20 protein-coding genes are annotated in these 18,230 nt (G+C 70.6%); 10 read left to right on the top strand and 10 right to left on the bottom strand.

Translation table 11 applies throughout. The features are described from left to right. Positions 1 to 22: 22 nt before the first annotated feature. Positions 23 to 514 carry a PH domain-containing protein gene (locus ACIPYQ_RS31565; RefSeq protein WP_361752566.1) on the bottom strand — a complete coding sequence of 164 codons (492 nt, stop codon included), beginning with the start codon at positions 512 to 514 and terminating at the stop codon, positions 23 to 25. A gap of 31 nt (positions 515 to 545) precedes the next feature. On the opposite strand from ACIPYQ_RS31565, the gene ACIPYQ_RS31560 reads away from it, so the two are divergent. The 3 genes from ACIPYQ_RS31560 to ACIPYQ_RS31550 all read left to right on the top strand — a co-directional run bounded on the left by ACIPYQ_RS31560 (position 546) and on the right by ACIPYQ_RS31550 (position 2,995). After that, the gene (locus tag ACIPYQ_RS31560) at positions 546 to 1,688 is read left to right on the top strand and encodes an NADH-quinone oxidoreductase subunit D (RefSeq protein ID WP_361752564.1); all 1,143 of its coding nucleotides are present in this window, start codon (positions 546 to 548) and stop codon (positions 1,686 to 1,688) included. A 65-nt stretch (positions 1,689 to 1,753) separates the two neighbouring features. Then, complete coding sequence (locus ACIPYQ_RS31555; protein ID WP_401257366.1) at positions 1,754 to 2,698, top strand: nucleoside hydrolase; 945 nt, start codon at positions 1,754 to 1,756, stop codon at positions 2,696 to 2,698. An 81-nt stretch (positions 2,699 to 2,779) separates the two neighbouring features. Beyond that, positions 2,780 to 2,995 (top strand): hypothetical protein, encoded by a 216-nt coding sequence (locus tag ACIPYQ_RS31550; RefSeq protein ID WP_361752558.1) that lies wholly within the window; start codon positions 2,780 to 2,782, stop codon positions 2,993 to 2,995. Positions 2,996 to 3,010: 15 nt separating this feature from the next. On the opposite strand, the gene ACIPYQ_RS31545 is transcribed toward ACIPYQ_RS31550, so the two are convergent. The 4 genes from ACIPYQ_RS31545 to ACIPYQ_RS31530 all read right to left on the bottom strand — a co-directional run bounded on the left by ACIPYQ_RS31545 (position 3,011) and on the right by ACIPYQ_RS31530 (position 6,500). Then, a complete protein-coding gene (locus ACIPYQ_RS31545) occupies positions 3,011 to 4,000 on the bottom strand; it encodes a hypothetical protein (protein ID WP_361752556.1) in 990 nt (329 codons plus the stop codon). Between the two features lie 109 nt (positions 4,001 to 4,109). Continuing rightward, the gene (locus tag ACIPYQ_RS31540; protein WP_401257363.1) at positions 4,110 to 5,087 is read right to left on the bottom strand and encodes an ABC transporter substrate-binding protein; all 978 of its coding nucleotides are present in this window, start codon (positions 5,085 to 5,087) and stop codon (positions 4,110 to 4,112) included. 41 nt (positions 5,088 to 5,128) lie between these two features. Beyond that, positions 5,129 to 5,797, bottom strand: a complete 669-nt coding sequence (locus ACIPYQ_RS31535; protein ID WP_361752552.1) for an ABC transporter permease — start codon at positions 5,795 to 5,797, stop codon at positions 5,129 to 5,131. Positions 5,798 to 5,801: 4 nt separating this feature from the next. Further along, the gene (locus tag ACIPYQ_RS31530; protein ID WP_401257361.1) at positions 5,802 to 6,500 is read right to left on the bottom strand and encodes an ABC transporter permease; all 699 of its coding nucleotides are present in this window, start codon (positions 6,498 to 6,500) and stop codon (positions 5,802 to 5,804) included. Between the two features lie 149 nt (positions 6,501 to 6,649). Here ACIPYQ_RS31530 and ACIPYQ_RS31525 point away from each other — a divergent pair, with 149 nt between their 5' ends. Next, entirely contained in the window at positions 6,650 to 7,612 is a 963-nt protein-coding gene (locus tag ACIPYQ_RS31525) for an ABC transporter ATP-binding protein (RefSeq protein ID WP_401257359.1), read from the top strand. Between the two features lie 60 nt (positions 7,613 to 7,672). Here the strand turns inward: ACIPYQ_RS31525 and ACIPYQ_RS31520 are convergent, their stop codons facing one another. Further along, positions 7,673 to 8,782 (bottom strand): alpha/beta hydrolase-fold protein, encoded by a 1,110-nt coding sequence (locus tag ACIPYQ_RS31520; protein WP_319726043.1) that lies wholly within the window; start codon positions 8,780 to 8,782, stop codon positions 7,673 to 7,675. Positions 8,783 to 8,934: 152 nt separating this feature from the next. Between ACIPYQ_RS31520 and ACIPYQ_RS31515 the strand changes: the two genes are divergently transcribed. From ACIPYQ_RS31515 to ACIPYQ_RS31490, 6 genes are all read left to right on the top strand, one after another. Then, on the top strand, positions 8,935 to 10,785 hold the full coding sequence (locus tag ACIPYQ_RS31515) for a phosphatidylglycerol lysyltransferase domain-containing protein (RefSeq protein ID WP_401257357.1): 1,851 nt from the start codon (positions 8,935 to 8,937) through the stop codon (positions 10,783 to 10,785). A gap of 82 nt (positions 10,786 to 10,867) precedes the next feature. Then, positions 10,868 to 11,740 carry a dihydropteroate synthase gene (gene folP / locus ACIPYQ_RS31510; RefSeq protein WP_361752543.1) on the top strand — a complete coding sequence of 291 codons (873 nt, stop codon included), beginning with the start codon at positions 10,868 to 10,870 and terminating at the stop codon, positions 11,738 to 11,740. A gap of 82 nt (positions 11,741 to 11,822) precedes the next feature. Beyond that, on the top strand, positions 11,823 to 12,209 hold the full coding sequence (locus tag ACIPYQ_RS31505) for a nuclear transport factor 2 family protein (protein ID WP_401257444.1): 387 nt from the start codon (positions 11,823 to 11,825) through the stop codon (positions 12,207 to 12,209). A 130-nt stretch (positions 12,210 to 12,339) separates the two neighbouring features. Beyond that, positions 12,340 to 12,699, top strand: a complete 360-nt coding sequence (folB, locus tag ACIPYQ_RS31500; RefSeq protein ID WP_030010912.1) for a dihydroneopterin aldolase — start codon at positions 12,340 to 12,342, stop codon at positions 12,697 to 12,699. Further along, positions 12,696 to 13,304, top strand: a complete 609-nt coding sequence (gene folK, locus ACIPYQ_RS31495; protein WP_361752539.1) for a 2-amino-4-hydroxy-6-hydroxymethyldihydropteridine diphosphokinase — start codon at positions 12,696 to 12,698, stop codon at positions 13,302 to 13,304. Before folB ends, folK begins: the two co-directional genes overlap by 4 nt. 54 nt (positions 13,305 to 13,358) lie before the next feature. After that, a complete protein-coding gene (locus ACIPYQ_RS31490; protein ID WP_401257354.1) occupies positions 13,359 to 13,847 on the top strand; it encodes a DUF3180 domain-containing protein in 489 nt (162 codons plus the stop codon). Between the two features lies 1 nt (position 13,848). Here ACIPYQ_RS31490 and ACIPYQ_RS31485 read toward each other — a convergent pair whose 3' ends face one another. From ACIPYQ_RS31485 to hpt, 4 genes are all read right to left on the bottom strand, one after another. Next, a complete protein-coding gene (locus ACIPYQ_RS31485) occupies positions 13,849 to 14,553 on the bottom strand; it encodes a hypothetical protein (protein WP_401257352.1) in 705 nt (234 codons plus the stop codon). Positions 14,554 to 14,677: 124 nt separating this feature from the next. Then, positions 14,678 to 15,286 carry a GTP cyclohydrolase I FolE gene (gene folE / locus ACIPYQ_RS31480; protein WP_319726065.1) on the bottom strand — a complete coding sequence of 203 codons (609 nt, stop codon included), beginning with the start codon at positions 15,284 to 15,286 and terminating at the stop codon, positions 14,678 to 14,680. Positions 15,287 to 15,408: 122 nt separating this feature from the next. Further along, positions 15,409 to 17,445, bottom strand: a complete 2,037-nt coding sequence (gene ftsH, locus ACIPYQ_RS31475) for an ATP-dependent zinc metalloprotease FtsH (protein ID WP_361752533.1) — start codon at positions 17,443 to 17,445, stop codon at positions 15,409 to 15,411. Between the two features lie 216 nt (positions 17,446 to 17,661). Continuing rightward, positions 17,662 to 18,222 carry a hypoxanthine phosphoribosyltransferase gene (gene hpt, locus ACIPYQ_RS31470; protein WP_030010907.1) on the bottom strand — a complete coding sequence of 187 codons (561 nt, stop codon included), beginning with the start codon at positions 18,220 to 18,222 and terminating at the stop codon, positions 17,662 to 17,664. Positions 18,223 to 18,230 lie beyond the last annotated feature (8 nt).

Here is an 18,230-nt window from a genome sequence, read left to right as displayed (position 1 = left end):
TCCTCGCCCGCCGGGCCGGAGGTCACAGGCCCGCCGACCTTGCCTCGCCGAGGGCGGTGAGGCGGTCGCGCAGCCGCTCCGCCTCGGCCGGCGCCAGTCCCGGGATCTTGGCGTCGGTGGCCGCCGCCGCCGTGTGCAGCTGTACGGAGGCCAGCCCGAAGCGCCGCTCCAGCGGGCCCGAGGTGACCTCGACCAGCTGCATCCGCCCGTACGGGACCACGGTCTGCTCCTGCCACAGCACACCCCGGCTGATCAGCAGGTCGTCCGCGCGCTCGGCGTACCGCCAGGACCGCCAGTTCCGGCCGAGCAGCACCCAGCCCCAGACCAGGACGGCGAGCCACGGCACCCCGAGCAACGCCCACCACGGGCCGGCCGTCAGTCCCAGGACGACGGCCGTCACGACGGCGAACCCCGTCATCCAGATCACCAGCAGCAGCCGCCGCAGAGTGAGCAGCCCGCCCGGCAGCCCCACCCACACGGGCCCGCCCGTCTCACCCTCTGTCCCCGTATCCATGCCTTCAGCGTAGGGCTGAGACAATGCCCGCATGACGGAGACCACGGTCGGCATCGGCGGAGCGGCGGAGAGCACCGACATGGTGCTCAACATCGGCCCCCAGCACCCTTCCACGCACGGCGTGCTGCGCCTGCGCCTCGTCCTGGACGGCGAGCGGATCGTCAGCGCCGAGCCCGTGGTCGGCTACATGCACCGCGGCGCCGAGAAACTCTTCGAGGCCCGTGACTACCGGCAGATCGTGATGCTCGCGAACCGCCACGACTGGCTGTCCGCCTTCTCCAACGAGCTCGGCGTGGTCATGGCCGTCGAGCGGATGCTCGGCATGGAGGTCCCCGAGCGGGCCGTGTGGATGCGGACCCTGCTCGCCGAGCTGAACCGGGTGCTGAACCACCTGATGTTCCTCGGCTCGTACCCCCTCGAACTGGGCGGGATCACCCCGATCTTCCACGCGTTCCGCGAGCGCGAGGAGCTCCAGGCCGTCATGGAGGAGATCTCCGGCGGCCGCATGCACTACATGTTCAACCGCGTCGGCGGCCTCAAGGAGGACCTGCCGGCCGGCTGGCTCGGCCGGGCCCGGGCCGCGATCGCCGACGTCAACACCCGCATGCACGTCTACGACGACCTGGTGCGCGGCAACGAGATCTTCCGCGCCCGCACGCGCGGCGTCGGCGTCCTGTCCGCCGAGGCGGTGCACGCGTACGGGGTCTCCGGCCCGATCGCCCGCGCCTCCGGCGTCGACTTCGACCTGCGCCGCGACGAGCCCTACCTGGCCTACGGCGAGCTGCAGGACGTCCTCAAGGTCGTCACCCGCACCGAGGGCGACTGCCTGGCCCGCTTCGAGTGCCTGCTGGAGCAGACCCACAACGCGCTCGACCTGGCCGTGGCCTGCCTGGACCGGATGGCGGAGCTGCCGCCGGGGCCGGTCAATCAGCGGCTGCCCAAGGTCCTGAAGGCGCCCGAGGGCCACACGTACGCCTGGACCGAGAACCCGCTCGGCATCAACGGCTACTACCTCGTCTCGAAGGGCGAGAAGACCCCGTACCGGCTGAAGCTGCGCAGCGCCTCCTACAACAACATCCAGGCCCTGGCCGTGCTGCTGCCCGGGCAGCTCGTCGCGGACATGGTGGCGATCCTGGGCTCGCTCTTCTTCGTGGTCGGGGACATCGACAAGTAGAGACCGCGCGAGGGGCCCCTCCGGCGGCAGACTGGGTGCTCCGCAGTCCGACGAGGAGGTCGCCCGTGCCCGTCCCGATCATCATCGACTGCGACCCCGGGCACGACGACGCGCTGGCGATCATGCTGGCGGCGGCGAACCCGGCGGTCGACCTGCTCGCCATCACCACGGTCGCCGGCAACCAGACGCTGGAGAAGACCTCCCTCAACGCCCGCCGGGTGTGCACCGTCGCCGGGATCACGGACGTGCCCATCGCCGCCGGGTGCGACCGGCCGCTGCTCCAGCCGCTGGTCGTCGCGGACGACGTGCACGGCGCGTCCGGGATGGACGGACCGCGGTTCCCCGAACCCACGGTCGACCTGGTCCCCGAGCACGCGGTGGAGCTCATCCACCGGATCCTCGTGGAACACCCGGAGCCGGTCACCCTGATCCCCACCGCCCCGCTGACCAACATCGCCCTGCTGCTGACCCGCCATCCCGACAGCGCCGCCCGCATCCGCGAGATCGTGCTGATGGGAGGCTCCACGGAGCGGGGCAACCGCACCCCGGCCTCCGAGTTCAACATCCACACCGACCCCGAGGCCGCGGACATCGTCTTCCGCAGCGGGGTACCCGTGACCATGTGCGGGCTCAACGTCACCCACCAGGCCCTGGCCACACCCGAGATCCTCGCCCGCTTCGAGGGCCTGGGCACCGAACTCGGCGACATCTGCGCCGGACTGCTGACCTACTTCGCCTCCACGTACCGCCGGCTGTGGAACATGCCCCACCCGCCGCTGCACGACCCCGTCGCCGTGGCCCGCGTGATCGACCCGGCCGTCGTGGAGTGCGTGGAGGCGAACGTCACCGTGGAACTGCACGGCCGGTACACGCGCGGGGCCACCGTCGTGGACCTCCACCGGTACCTGGACCGCCCGGTCAACGCGCAGGTCGCCGTGACCCTCGACGCCGGGCGCTTCTGGGACCACATGGTCGACGCGGTCGCATCCCTCGGCAGGCCACGCCCCTGACCGCCGGGCGCACCATCGACATCCAGCTCGGCCGGCCGCCCGGCAGGGCTGATGTCGGCGGGGCAGGGCAGACTGGGGGCCATGTCCCACTCCCCCCGTCGGGCCTGCCCCGCCTGCGGCCGCGACTGCGCCGTCACCGCCGGCCGGATCGCCCGCCACGACCCCCCGGCCGGGCGCGGACGCGGCGATCTGGTGTCCTGCCCCGGATCCCGCTCCCGAGTGGTCCTCGGCGCCTCCGCGCCCACGCTGGACGGCTTCGTCCTGCCCGAACACCCCGGCCAGCTCCCCCTGTTCTGAGGGACCTGCCGGGTGCTACGAGATCGCGGTGCGCAGGCGGACCACGTCGATCGGCTCGGTCTCGTCGTGGGCCGTCAGGTCGATGACCTGGCCCACCGCACGGGTCTCGGCGGTCGCCGGCTTGAACTCCGGTCCGGGGGCGTCCTGGGCGGACTCCGCCTTGTGGACCGCGAGGGCCTCGGCGCCGACCACGTCGGCCAGGTCCTCGTTCTGGACCGCCTCGATCACCGCACGGGCCTGCGCCGCGTTCTTGGTGCCGAAGAAGTCGAAGCCGCCCTCGACGCGGGAGGCCGTACGCCGCTGGGCCGCGTACGGGGCCACCGCCGCAGCCTGACGCCGGGCCGGGACCGAGGACGCGGGGGCGGAGGGCGAGGGGAGCGCCGGCGCGGCGGGCGACGCGGGCAGCGCCGCCTGAGTCTGCGTCCTGCGGGCCAGCGCCCCCAGAGCCGCGTGGGCCCGGGCGTAGCCGACCGTGGTGGGCGCGCCCGCCGAGGTGCGCTCCTCGGAGACGGGCGGAAGTTCCTTCTGCGCGGCGGCGGCCGGAGCCGCGGAGGCCTCGATGGCCAGCAGCCGGCGGCCCTCCAGGGCGCTGGCGCGCTCGGTCTCGGCGGTCGCGTACCGCCGCAGCAGCGCCGCGTGCTCGCCGCGCAGCCCGGCCAGTTCGACCCGCTTGGCGCGCAGCTTGGCGTCGAGCCGGCCGCGCAGCACGCGGGCCTCCTCGAGGTCGGACTCGAGCTCGGCTATCCGCTCGTCCGTCCGCCACTCGTCCTTGACCCGCTCGCGCGCGAGCTCCGCGACGCGGCGGCCCGCCGAACGGTCCCAGGCGCGCATCACGACGGCGCCGCCGACCCCGGCGGCCGCGGTGAGGGCCACGAGCAGCCTCAGCGCCAGCGGTTCCGCGAGCAGCCAGGCCGCTCCGGCGCTGATGACGGACACACCTGCGACGGTCGTCGGCGTGAGCAGCCGGTGCAGGGGTTCGGGATTGCGGTGGCGTCCACGGGGCATGGCCCGAAATTTACAGGGCGTGGGGGTCCAGCGGGATACCCGCCCGGCAAATCTCTTGCCGCTCTTCCCGGGCAGGTACGCCACATTCCTCCATCAACCCACGTGACTTCTACTTCTTCAGAAGACCCTTGGACTCCAGGTAGGCCTTCGCCACGTCCGCCGGCTTGGCGCGCTCGGCGTCCACCTTCCGGTTCAGGTCGACCAGATCGGCCGTCGTGAGGGCCTTGGTCAGCTGGTCGAGGGCGGCCGCGACCTCGGGGGCGCCGGCGTCCTTGGCGTTGACCACCGGGAGCACGTTGTCGGCGTTCTGGAGCTTCTTGTCGTCCTCCAGCAGGACCAGGCCGAAGCTGTCGAGGGTGGCGTCCGTGGTCGTGGTCAGCACGAGCTGGTCGGCGCCGTCCTTGACGGCCTGCTTGGCCTGCGGGGTGCCGACGCCCTTCGGGTCAATACCGGAAACCTGAATTCCGTATGTTGTCGTCAACCCCGGTGCGCAGAAGGGCCGTACGGAGCATTCGTCGCCCGCCGCGATCTTCACCTTCAGCCCGGACTTGCCAAGATCGGAAAGCGTCTTCAGGTTGTTCTTCTGGGCGAATTCCTTGGTCACCGCGAATGCGTTCTGGTCGACCGCCCCGCCCGCGGGCAGCGCCTTCAGCCCGAGCGGGGCGGCGAGCTTCTCCAGGGCCGCCACCGTCGCCGCGACGTCGCTCGTCGCCACCGGCTTCTCCTCCGGCGCCTTCGGACCGTTCACCTTGGCGTTGAGGAACTCGGCGAGCGTGGCCGCGTACTCCGGGACGACGTCGATCTCGCCCTTCTCCAGCGAGGGTTCGTACAGCTCGCGGTTGTTGACCGTCTTGACGGAGGTGCTGTAGCCCGCGTCCTTGAGGACCTGCGCGTACAGCTCCGCCAGCACGTTCGACTCGGTGAACCCGGCGGCGCCGACGACCAGGGCGCCCTTGCCCCCCGCGGCCGGGGCCGACGAGCCGCCGTCCTTGCTCTTCTCCAGGCTGTCGCCGCCGCACGCGGCCAGCGACACCGTCAGGGCCAGGGCGCCCAGGGACGCGCCGAGGACGCGCGTGGTCTTGGTCATGGAGTGACTCCGTTCGGGACTGTGGACAGGATGCACGGGATTCAGCGGTGGCCCGCGGCCCGCGGCAGCAGCCGGTCCGCCGCCACCAGGACGCCCTCCACCAGCAGGGCGAGAGCGGCCACCAGCAGGGCGCCCGCGACGACCTGCGGGGTGTTGTACGTGTTGAAGCCGGCGGTGATGATCCGGCCGAGGCCGCCCTGGCCGACCATCGCGGCGATCGTGGCCGTGGCGACGACCTGCACCGCGCCCGAGCGCAGCCCCGTCATCACCAGGCCGCGCGCCAGCGGGAGCTCGACGCGCAGGAAGAGCTGGCCGCCGGACATGCCCATGCCCCGGGCGGCCTCCACCACCGAGCGGTCCACCTCGCGCATGCCGACGTACGCGTTGGTCAGCAGCGGCGGGACGGCGAACAGCACCAGCGCCGCGATGGTCGGCAGATAGCCCGCGTTGCGCAGCGGGGAGACCATGAACAGCGCCAGCACCGCGAAGACCGGAACGGCCCGGCCGATGTTGGACACGTTGATCGCGAGGGCGCCGCCCTTGCCGAGGTGGCCGAGGTACAGGCCGACCGGCAGCGCCACCGCGCAGGCGATGGCCAGCGCGACCCCGCTGACGTAGACGTGCTCGCCGAGCCGGTGCCAGACCCCGCTCTCCCCCGACCAGTTGGCGCCGTTCGCCAGCCAGTCCCAGGCCCCTCCCAGTACTCCCACGGCCTCAGGCCCCCTTCCCGGAAGCCGCCGGGCGGGCTCCGGCCCGGGTCCACGGCGTGAGCAGCCGCTGCAGGCCCAGCAGCAGCAGGTCGGCCACGAGCGCGAGCAGCACGCACAGCACCGAGGCGGTGAGCACCTGGGCCTTGAAGGAGCTGTTCACCGCCGGGGCGATGAGGTTGCCGAGGCCCCCCTTGCCGACGATGGAGCCGACCGTGGTCAGCGCGACCGTCGAGACGGTGGCGATCCGTACGCCGGCGAGCAGCGCGGGCAGCGCCAGCGGCAGTTCGACCTGCCACATCAGCCGCCCCGGGCCGTAGCCCATGCCGCGCGCGGCCTCGCGCACCTCCTCGGGCACGGCCTCCAGGCCGGCCAGCACGTTGCGCACCAGGATCGTCAGCGAATACAGCACGAGCCCGGTCACCACCAGCGCCGCCGAGAGCCCGAAGACGGGCAGCAGCAGGGAGAACATGGCCAGCGAGGGGACCGTGTAGAGCAGCGTGGTGAAGGCGAGCACGGGCGCCGCCCAGCGGCGGCCGCGGCGGGCCAGCAGGGCGAGCGGCACGGACACGACGATGCCGATCAGGACCGACACGCCCGTGATCCAGATGTGTTCGACGGTGGCGTCGGTGAGTTCCTGGGAGCGGGAGGTGACGTAGTCCCAGCAGATCCAGTCGTTCGCCACCAGGCAGTTCCGCCCGGCCATCCACCCCACCCCCCGTCTTCGAACACACGTCTTACGATCACACGACCACGAGCGACCATAACCCGCACCACCCCCCGTGGCCGGAATCCTTCGCACCGGAGCAACACGCCCTTCACAAAACCGCACCGCGCGTGCGGAAGGATGGACCCGTGATCCGATTCGAGCACGTGACCAAGCGCTACCCCGACGGGACGACAGCCGTCGAGGACCTGTCCTTCGAGGTGGCGGAGGGCGAGCTGGTCACGCTCGTGGGACCGTCCGGCTGCGGCAAGACGACCACGATGAAGATGGTCAACCGGCTCATCGACCCGACCTCCGGCCGGATCCTGCTGGCCGGCGAGGACATCGCCGCCGCCGACCCCGTCGAACTGCGCCGCCGCATCGGGTACGTCATCCAGCAGGTCGGACTGTTCCCCCACAAGACGGTCCTGGAGAACACGGCCACCGTGCCTCAGCTGATCGGCACCCCGAAGACCCGGGCCCGCGCCCGGGCGGCCGAGCTGCTCGAACTGGTGGGGCTGGATCCGGCCGTCTACGGAGGCCGGTACCCGGAGCAGCTGTCGGGCGGGCAGCGCCAGCGCGTCGGCGTGGCCCGCGCGCTCGCCGCCGATCCGCCGGTGCTGCTGATGGACGAGCCGTTCGGCGCGGTGGACCCGGTGGTGCGCGAACGGCTCCAGAACGAGTTCCTGACGCTGCAGAAGACGGTGCGCAAGACGATCCTGCTGGTCACGCACGACCTGGAGGAGGCCATCCGGCTCGGCGACCGCATCGCCGTCTACGGGACCGGCACCATCGAGCAGTTCGCCCGCCCCGCGGCGGTCCTCGGATCGCCCGCCACCCCGTACGTGGCCTCCTTCGTCGGCTCCGACCGCGGCCTGAAGCGGCTCGCCGTCACCGCGGTCGAGGCCGCCGACCTGGCGGCGGCCGAGGGCAAGGCCCCGGCCGCGGCCGTGGAGCTGGGCGCGACGCTGCGCGAGGCGCTCGCCGCCCTGCTGCAGGAGGACTCGGGCCGGATCGGGGTCACGGACCCCGACTCCGGCGCCCTGGTCGGCGTACTGACCCCGGAGGGCGTGCACCGGGCACTGCGCCGGGCCCAGTTGCAGGACGCGTGACGCGAAGGCGGAAGGGCCCGGCCGGAGCCGGGCCCTTCCGCCTTCACCGCGTCCACGGCCTCAGGCCTGGATGCGTCCGCTCATCCACACCAGCATCGGCGGGATCTCGCGTCGCCACGTGTTGAAGTTGTGGCCACCGCTGTCGAGGATGATCGAGGAGACCCGGTCCGGGCCCTTCACCTTCTTGATGAACTTCCGGGTGTCACCGAGGTTCGGCTCGCCCTTCTCGCTGCTGGTCACGAGGAAGGACGTACCGCTCGGCTTCTTGTTCTCGATGCTGTGCAGCACATCCGCACGCTTCTTCAGCTTCTCGTCCCCGTGGAACAGGTCACCGGTCGTCGGGTCGTCCGGGGCGTCGTAGTACGCGGACAGACCCGCGGCGGCGCCGAAGGTCTCCGGGTAGTGCGCGGCGATCTTCAGTGCGCAGTAACCGCCCGTGGAGTTCCCGATGAAGCCCATGTTCTGCGGCTTCTTGCCGACCCGGAAGGTGCTCTGGATGGCCTGCGGGAGGTCCTCGGCGAAGAAGGTCTCGGTCTGCGGCCCGCCGGGTATATCGACGCACTCGGTGTCACGCGGCGGCGCGATCGTCGGGCGCAGCATGACCAGGATCATCGGCTTCATCTTGCCCGACTTGGACAGGCTGAAGGCCTTCATGGGGTAGTCGAGCCCTTTGATCAGGTTCTCGGCGGTGCCCGGGTAGCCCGTCAGGACGATGGACGCGGGGAAGTTCTGGTCCTTGTGCTGGGGCTGAAAGTACTCCGGCGGGAGCCAGACGTAGCCGGGGCTCGTTATCTTCGACTTCTGCCCGGTTATGGCAACCTTCAGGATCTGACCGCCCACCTGAGGCTTGGCACCACCGGGGACGTCCAGCTTCTGCTTGTCGACGACCTTGATGTCATCGCTGCTCATCGAGTGGTCGACGACCTTGCCCATGGACGTCTCCTGGCCGAACAGGTCGGCCCAGGAACCGTAGAAGAGGAACGACTTGTTAGCCGCGAGACCCACAGCCGAGAACAGCGCCAGCTGCGTCGCCAGCAGGAGCCCGATCCGGCCGGCGACAGCGCGCCAGGTGCGGCCCGAAAGCTTCGGCCACATCCAGACCGTGGCCGCGAACAGCAGCACACCGGCCAGGATGGCCAACGCCAGAACCGTAGTACTCGTGAGACCCATGAGCAGTCAGTCGACTTTCTGGTGGCAGGACAGTTTTTTTCCGACGAAAGAGTGAACCCGCTCCTCGTCGATGTCGTCCTAAGGGACGCACCACACACCGGAGGCTGTCGCGGCCTTCGGCCACATGATCTCTCGCGGAGCAACGGGAAGCGATGTCTAGCAGGATAGATGGCGATAAGTCGGGACAGGTTCCGAGCAGGGTCCGCCGAATCCTCCGAGGCCCACAGCCGGAGTCGGTGCCCGGCCTGGTAGGTACGGCCGTCATGATCGTCGGCCTTCTGGACATCGCGGCCGGTGTCTTCCCGCGCTTCCGGCACAGCCGGATCCACGCGGTCACAGAAGTGCTGCCCGGGTCCCTGGGCCCGTTCGCGGCAGCCCTCTCCATCAGCGCGGGCGTACTGCTCCTGCTGCTCGCCCACGGCCTCAAGCGCCACAAGCGGCGGGCCTGGCGGGCCGCCGTCGTCCTGCTGCCCGCAGGCGCGGCGGCGCAGTTCGCGTACCGCCACTCGGTCATCAGCGTGGTCATCTCCGCGGTGCTCCTCGCACTGCTGCTGCGCCACCAGGGTGAATTCAAGGCCCTCCCGGACCCGCGCAGCCGCTGGAAGGCACTCGCGAACTTCGTGCTGATGAGCGCCGGTTCCATCGGCCTCGGGCTGGTCATCGTCAACGTCCACCCCGGCAAGGTCGTCGGCAACCCCGGCCTGTCCGAGCAGCTCCGCCACGTCATCGAGGGCCTCTTCGGCTTCGAGGGCCCGGTCAACTACGCCGGCCGGGTCTCCTGGACCGTCGGCTACTCCCTCGGCGCCCTCGGCATGCTGACCGCGCTCACCACCATCTACCTGGCCCTGCGCCCCGAGCACCCGGCCGCCCGCCTCACCACCGACGACGAGACCAAGCTGCGCGAGCTGCTCGCCAAGCACGGCGGCCGCGACTCGCTCGGCCACTTCGCGCTCCGCCGCGACAAGGCCGTCGTCTTCTCCCCCAGCGGCAAGGCCGCCGTCACCTACCGCGTCGTCTCCGGCGTGATGCTCGCCTCCGGCGACCCCATCGGCGACGTCGAGGCCTGGCCCGGCGCCATCGAGCGGTTCATGGCGGAGGCCAAGGCCCACTCCTGGACCCCGGCCGTCGTCGGGTGCAGCGAGACCGGCGGCGAGGTCTGGACCCGCGAGACCGGCCTGGACGCCCTGGAGCTGGGTGACGAGGCAATTGTCGATGTCAAAGACTTCTCCCTCTCGGGCCGCGCCATGCGCAATGTCCGCCAGATGGTGAAGCGCATCGAGCGCAACGGCTACACCACCAAGGTCCGCCGCGTCAGCGAGCTCACCGAGACCGAGCTCGAGCAGGTCCGCGGCGCCGCCGAGGCCTGGCGCGGCACCGACACCGAGCGCGGCTTCTCGATGGCGCTCGGCCGGGTCGGCGAGGAAGGCGACGGCGACTGCTTCATCGCCACCGCCCACCGCGTGGAGGAGGGCGACACCAGCCCGTACGGCGACCTCAAGGCCGTCCTGCACTTCGTCCCGTGGGGCAAGGACGGCATGTCGCTCGAGCTGATGCGCCGCGACCGCGCCGCCGACCCCGGCATGAACGAGCTCCTCATCGTGGCCTCCCTGGAAGCCTGCCCGGGCCTCGGCATCGAAAAGGTCTCGCTGAACTTCGCGATGTTCCGCGCCGCCCTCGCCCGCGGCGAGAAGATCGGCGCCGGCCCGGTGCTGCGGATGTGGCGCGGCCTGCTGGTCTTCCTCTCGCGCTGGTTCCAGATCGAGTCCCTGTACAAGTTCAACGAGAAGTTCCGCCCCCGCTGGGAGCCGCGCTTCATGGTCTACCGCTCCACCCGCGACCTGCCCCGCATCGGCTTCGCCGTCATGCAGGCCGAGGGCTTCGTGACGCTGGCCCTCCCGCGCCTCTTCGAGAGCCGCCGCCGCCCCAAGCCCGTCCGCACCTGCACGCACAACCACATGACGACCGTCCCGAAGCAGACGGAACGCGAGGCGCAGGTGGCCTAGCCACCCGTACGCCCACCGGGCCCCGGCGGCCGACAGACCGCCGGGGCCCTGCCGTATCCAGGTCAGCCCTACCCTTGGACCTATGAACACGAAGCGCGGAGCCACCGGCAGGGGCCGGGTCACAGGTCTGCCGGAGTGGGACCGCTGCGCGGTCATGGGCGTCGTCAACGTCACCCCCGACTCCTTCTCCGACGGCGGCCGCTGGTTCGACACCACCGCAGCGGTCAAGCGCGGCCTCGACCTCGTCGAGCAGGGCGCCGACCTCGTCGACGTCGGCGGCGAGTCCACCCGGCCCGGCGCCTCCCGCGTCGACGAGGAGGAAGAGCTGCGCCGGGTCGTCCCCGTGGTCCGCGGCCTCGCCTCCGAAGGCGTCACCGTCTCCGTCGACACCATGCGCGCGGCCGTCGCCGCCCAGGCCGTCGCCGCGGGCGCCCTCCTCGTCAACGACGTCAGCGGCGGACTCGCCGACCCCGGCATGATCCCCGCCGTCGCCGCCGCCGAGGTGCCCTTCGTCGTGATGCACTGGCGCGGCTTCAGCGCCGGCATGAACAGCCTCGCCGTCTACGAGGACGTGCTCGCCGAGGTCACCGCCGAGCTCCGGGACCGGATCGACGCCGTCGTGGCCGGCGGGATCGCCCCCGAACGGCTCGTCGTCGACCCGGGCCTCGGCTTCGCCAAGAACGCCGAGCACGACCTGGCCCTGGTCGCCCACCTGCCCGAGCTGCGCGCGCTGGGCTTCCCGCTGCTGGTCGCCGCGTCGAGGAAGCGTTTCCTCGGCCGGGTCCTGGCCGGCGCGGACGACGCCGCCCCGCCGCCCGCCCGCGAGCGCGACGCCGCGACGGCCGCCGTCTCCGCCATCGCCGCCCACCAGGGCGCCTGGGCCGTGCGGGTCCACGAGGTCCGGGCGACCGCGGACGCGGTTCGCGTCGCCCGCGCCGTGGAAGGGGCACTCTGATCCTCAACGACCGACAAGGAGCAATGTGAGCAGAACCGACATCGAAGCGGTCGAGGAGGTCAACACGGCCTTCTACGAGGCAATGGAGCGGGGGGACTTCGACGCTCTGTCGGCGCTCTGGCTGGAGGACGAGATCTCCTGCGTGCACCCCGGCTGGCCCGTGCTCTCCGGCCGCGGCGAGGTACTCCGCTCGTACGCCCTGATCATGTCCCACACGGACTACATCCAGTTCTTCCTCACCGACACCAAGGTGGCCGTCATAGGTGACACCGCCCTGGTCACGTGCACCGAGAACATCCTCAGCGGCGGACCCGCCGAGGACGGCGGGGAACTCGGCCCGCTCGTCGGTCAGCTCGTCGTCGCCACGAATGTGTTCCGACGCACATCCGAGGGCTGGCTCCTCTGGTCCCACCACGGTTCTCCCGTCCTCACGGAGTCCGAGGACGAGGACGAGGACGACGCCTCCTGACCCCTACGGCGGGACCCGGAGTATTTCGCAGGTAAATTCGAAGACGGACGACGCCGACCGCACTCGGCGTAGGCCCATGGCCCCGGGGAGTCCCGGGACCGGAAGCACTACGAAAGCAGGAGTGATTCGCGTGGATCGTGTCGCGCTGCGCGGCCTCAAGGCTCGCGGGCACCACGGCGTCTTCCCCCGGGAGCGCGAGGAAGGCCAGACCTTCATCGTCGACCTCGTGCTGCACCTCGACACCCGCCCCGCGGCGGCCGGAGACGACCTGGCGAAGACCGTGCACTACGGGGTGGTCGCGGAGGAGGTCGTCGACGTGGTCCAGGGCGAGCCCGTGGACCTGATCGAGACCCTGGCCGAGCGGATCGCCCAGCAGTGCCTGAAGCACGAAGCGGTGGCGCAGGTGGAGGTCGTCGTCCACAAGCCGGACGCGCCCATCACCGTCCCCTTCGACGACGTGACCATCACGATCACCCGGAGCCGCGCATGAACAACGGACTGAACGCTCAGAGCGACCCCACCGTCCAGCCGGTACCCGCCTCCGTCGTGGAGACGGTCGACGCCGCGGACGTCACCCTGTCCAACCCGAAATGGGCCGTGATCGCGCTCGGCGCGAACCTCGGCAACCGGCTGGAGACCCTCCAGGGCGCCATCGACGCCCTCGGCGACACCCCGGGCCTGCGGGTCAAGGCCGTCTCCCCCGTCTACGAGACCGAGCCGTGGGGCGTCCAGCCCGGCTCGCAGCCCTCGTACCTCAACGCGGTCATCGCGGTGAAGACCACGCTGCCCCCGTCCTCGCTCCTGGAGCGCGGCCACGCCATCGAGGAGGCCTTCGACCGCGTCCGCGAGGAGCGCTGGGGCCCGCGCACGATCGACGTGGACATCGTCGCGTACGCCGACAGGGTCTCCGACGACCCCGTCCTCACCCTGCCGCACCCGCGCGCCCACCAGCGCGCCTTCGTGCTGGCCCCCTGGCACGACATCGACCCGGAGGCCCAGATCCCGGGCCGCGGCCCGGTCGCCGCGCTCCTGGCCGAAACCGGCCTGAGCGGCGTCACGCCGCGCCCCGACCTGGAACTCCACCTCCCGGAGTAGTCGTTACCCTGTGGACTGCCTGACTGATCGGCGCGGAAAGCGGGGAACGGGCAAGTGAAGCAACTGAGGCCGGCGGTCCTGGCGGGCATCTTCGTGGTCGCCGGGATCCTGTCCTGGGCGGGCGCCCGCCTGTGGAACGCGTACGGCACGCTGCCCGGCGTTCCGCTGGCCGCACCGATCGTCCTCGGCGTCATCGCGGCGGTCCTGCTGGCCACGGCCCTGTCCATGCGGTCCCGCCTCAAGGCCCAGCGCGAGCGCCGCCCCGGGGCCAAGGGCGTGGAGCCGCTGATGGCGGCCCGCGCGGTGGTCTTCGGCCAGGCCAGCGCCCTGGTGGCGGCGCTCGTGGCGGGCATGTACGGCGGGGTGGGCGTCTTCCTGCTGACCGACTCCCTGGACATCCCCGCCCGCCGCGACCAGGCCTGGTACGCCGCCTTCTCGGTCCTGGCAGGCATCGCCGTCATCGCCGCCGCCCTCTTCCTGGAGCGGGTCCTGAAGCTCCCCGAGGACGACGACACCACCCCGGAGTCCCCTGCCCGAGCCTGACTCAGCCGGATCCGGGCAGCGCCGGATTCCCGGTGCGCACCTCGCCCACCGGAATACAGTTGTCGTTGACCCGGGATGACGGCGGGCCCACCTCGCAGAACGTGGCCTGGGTCAGGTCCGCGTTCTCCGGGATGAGCTGCCAGGCGCGGAGCCAGTACGCCGTGTCCGCCTCCAGGGTGCCGAACATGCTGTCCACGCCCGGGCCGAACTCGTCCGATTCCATGTCCGCGCGAGCGTAGTACGGCGAGCCGCCGTCCATCAGACCGCAGCTCACCTGGGAGTTCTTCTCCCGAGCTGCCCGGCAGCCGTCGAACTCAACGACCCAGTGCTTGGGGTTCGGAGCCTTCAGCTGCCGGCCGGGCTCGCCGGTGACCCTGAGCACGAGCTGGATGTACGTCAGACCGCTCGGCGCCGGCTCCTCGGAGGTGTTGGGGCTCACCACCGCGTCGACGATCCGCACGGAGTGCCGGTACTTCGCGCCCTTCACGTCCAGGACCGGCCCTCGTCCCGCGAGCCGGTCATGGGCCCCCTGGGAAGGCTCTGCGGGCTTGCCGGACGGCGCGGCACCGGACGGGGACGCGGAGGAGCCCCCGGACGCCGCGGGGCCTGGCTTCCCGCCCTCCGCCGGGCCCCCGCAGGCGACGAGCACGCCGCCGCAGGCGAGGGCGAGCCCACCCCGTACCCACCGGGCCGAAAATATGCGCATGCCAACCACTGACCGACTCCCCCCGTCGCGGAACCGCCCTCCCCGGCGGCTCCTCACGATCATCAGCAGCACACTCTAGACGTGCCGCCGGGGCTGATCAGAACCTCCCCGGGGGGCCACCGGCTCAGCGAGCCATGATCAGGGACATGGCCTCGTTGCGGGTGGCGGGGTCGCGGAGCTGGCCGCGGACCGCCGAGGTGATGGTCTTCGCGCCGGGCTTGCGGACGCCTCGCATGGTCATGCACATGTGCTCGCACTCGATGACCACGATGGCGCCGCGCGGGTCCAGGATCTCCATCAGGGAGTCCGCGATCTGCGTGGTCAGGCGCTCCTGCACCTGGGGACGGCGGGCGAACACGTCCACGAGGCGGGCCAGCTTCGACAGGCCGGTGATCTTGCCGTCGGTGGACGGGATGTAGCCGACGTGCGCGACACCGTGGAACGGGACCAGATGATGCTCACACGAGCTCATGACCTCGATGTCCTTCACCAGGACCATCTCGTCGTGGCCGAGGTCGAACGTCGTGGTCAGGACCTCTTCGGGCTTCTGGTAGAGGCCGGCGAATATCTCCCGGTACGCCCGCGCCACGCGCGCCGGGGTCTCCAGGAGACCCTCGCGGTCAGGGTCCTCGCCGACCGCGATCAGGAGCTCACGGACCGCCGCCTCGGCGCGCTTCTCGTCGAACACGCCGATCGTGCCCTCATCGCCGGTCAGGGTCACTGGGTCGGTCATCTCTTCCTCGTTCCTGTGTGCACAGCGCTCGCGGCCACCCAAGTATGACCAGATGAAAGTGCCGCGCCCCCCAGGCTAGAACCTGGGGGGCGCGGCTTCCATTCCGGGTGGATCAGGGTGGATCAGACTTCCGGGCGGTCCTCGGGGGCCACCTCGATGCCCTTCTCCGTGGAGACCGGCGTGACGGCAGTGGTCGCCGAGGTGCCGTTCGCCGAGTTCGTCAGCTGGAGCTCCTTGGGAGAGAGCACCGGCGGACGGGTGGAGGGGGTGCGGCGGGAGGAGCCGGTCCACGCGGGGCGGGCCGGACGCTTCACGATCGTCGAGAAGATCTCGGCGATCTGCTCCTTGTTCAGCGTCTCCTTCTCCAGCAGCGCGAGGACCAGGTTGTCGAGGACGTCACGGTTCTCGACGAGGATCTCCCAGGCCTCGTTGTGCGCGGTCTCGATGAGCTTCTTGACCTCTTCGTCGACCAGCGCCGCGACCTCTTCCGAGTAGTCCCGCGGGTGCGACATCTCGCGGCCCAGGAACGGCTCGGTGTTGTCGCCGCCGAACTTGATCGCACCGAGACGCTCGGTCATGCCGTACTGCGTGACCATGGCCCGCGCCGTGGCGGTGGCCTTCTCGATGTCGTTCGCCGCGCCCGTGGTCGGGTCGTGGAAGACCAGCTCCTCGGCCGCGCGCCCGCCCAGCATGTACGCCAGCTGGTCGAGCATCTCGTTGCGCGTGGTCGAGTACTTGTCCTCGTCGGGCAGGACCATGGTGTAGCCCAGGGCCCGGCCGCGGGACAGGATCGTGATCTTGTGGACCGGGTCGGAGTTCGGGGAGGCCGCCGCGACCAGGGCGTGTCCGCCCTCGTGGTACGCGGTGATCTTCTTTTCCCGGTCCGACATGATCCGGGTCCGCTTCTGCGGGCCCGCCACGACGCGGTCGATCGCCTCGTCCAGCGAGTGGTTGTCGATCAGCTTCTTGTCCGAGCGGGCCGTGAGGAGCGCGGCCTCGTTCAGGACGTTGGAGAGATCGGCACCGGTGAAGCCGGGCGTACGGCGGGCGACGGCGCCCAGGTCGACGTCCGGGGCGACCGGCTTGCCCTTCTGGTGGACCTTGAGGATCTCCAGACGGCCCTGCATGTCCGGACGGTCGACCGCGATCTGCCGGTCGAAGCGGCCGGGGCGCAGCAGTGCCGGGTCGAGGATGTCCGGACGGTTCGTGGCGGCGATCAGGATGACGCCGCCCTTCACGTCGAAGCCGTCCATCTCGACCAGCAGCTGGTTGAGGGTCTGCTCGCGCTCGTCGTGACCGCCGCCGAGACCCGCACCGCGGTGCCGGCCGACGGCGTCGATCTCGTCGACGAAGACGATCGCCGGGGCGTTGGCCTTGGCCTGCTCGAACAGGTCACGGACACGCGAGGCACCGACACCGACGAACATCTCGACGAAGTCGGATCCGGAGATCGAGTAGAAGGGGACACCGGCCTCGCCCGCGACGGCGCGCGCGAGCAGGGTCTTGCCGGTGCCGGGCGGGCCGTACAGCAGCACGCCCTTGGGGATCTTGGCGCCGACGGCCTGGAACTTCGCCGGCTCCTGGAGGAACTCCTTGATCTCGTGGAGTTCCTCGACGGCCTCGTCCGAGCCCGCGACATCGGCGAACGTCGTCTTCGGGGTGTCCTTGGTGATGAGCTTGGCCTTGGACTTCCCGAAGTTCATGACCCGGGAGCCGCCGCCCTGCATCTGGTTCATCAGGAACAGGAAGACAACGACGATGAGGACGAAGGGCAGGAGCGAGAGGAGAACGCTCAGGAACGGGCTGGTCTTGTCCGGAGTGACGGAGTACCCGTCCGGGATCTGACCGGCGTCGTACTTGGTCTGGAGGCTCTGGGCGAGCTGGACGCCCTGATCCCCGATGTAGTTGGCCTGGAACTTGGTGCCGTCGTGCTTGCCGAGCTTCTGGCCGTCGCGCAGCTCGATCTTGATCATCTGGCTGTCGCCGGTGGTCAGCTTCGCTGTCTCCACCTGGCCAGTGTTGATCGCCTTGATGACCTCGCTGGTGTCCACCGACTTGTAGCCGCCGCCGGAGCCGACGACATTCATCAACACGACCACGGCGAGGACGGCCAGCACGATCCACATGACCGGCCCACGGAAGTATCGCTTCACGTCCATCCATACGGGGCGCCAGGCACCCCGTCCCTCCTGCCCGTAGGTAAATGCTGCTGTGAGTAAAGACTGTTCTTCGGAATGTACCCCTGTATTGTCACCCGCGGCCCCGTGGGACGGCTGACAGACCCGCCTTCCCCTGCTTCAACGGCGGGAATCGCCCACAGGTTCCCCGGAGCGTGCGCCGCTTCCCGCAGCGGGCCCCGGGGACGGGGGGCGGGATCAGCCGCCGTAGACGTGCGGGGCGAGCGTGCCGACGAACGGCAGGTTGCGGTACTTCTCCGCGTAGTCGAGGCCGTAGCCCACCACGAACTCGTTGGGGATGTCGAAGCCGACCCACTTCACGTCGATCGCGACCTTCGCGGCCTCGGGCTTGCGCAGCAGCGTGACGACCTCGAGGGAGGCCGGCTGGCGGGAGCCCAGGTTCGACAGCAGCCAGGACAGCGTCAGACCGGAGTCGATGATGTCCTCGACGATCAGGACGTGCTTGTCCTTGATGTCGGTGTCCAGGTCCTTGAGGATCCGGACCACACCCGAGGACTGGGTTCCGGCGCCGTACGAGGACACCGCCATCCAGTCCATGGTGAGCGGGGTGGACAAGGCGCGCGCCAGGTCCGCCATCACCATCACGGCGCCCTTGAGCACACCGACGATGAGCAGGTCCTTGCCCGCGTACTCCGCGTCGATCTTCGCGGCCAGCTCGGCCAGCTTCGCGTCGATCTCTTCCTTGGTGATGAGCACCGACTGGAGGTCGTTGCCCATGTCCTTCTCGTCCACCCGCATCACTTTCG

The organism is Streptomyces sp. NPDC090045 (assembly GCF_044747975.1).
Lineage (GTDB): Bacteria > Actinomycetota > Actinomycetes > Streptomycetales > Streptomycetaceae > Streptomyces.
This window is presented reverse-complemented; position numbering and strand designations above follow the sequence as displayed.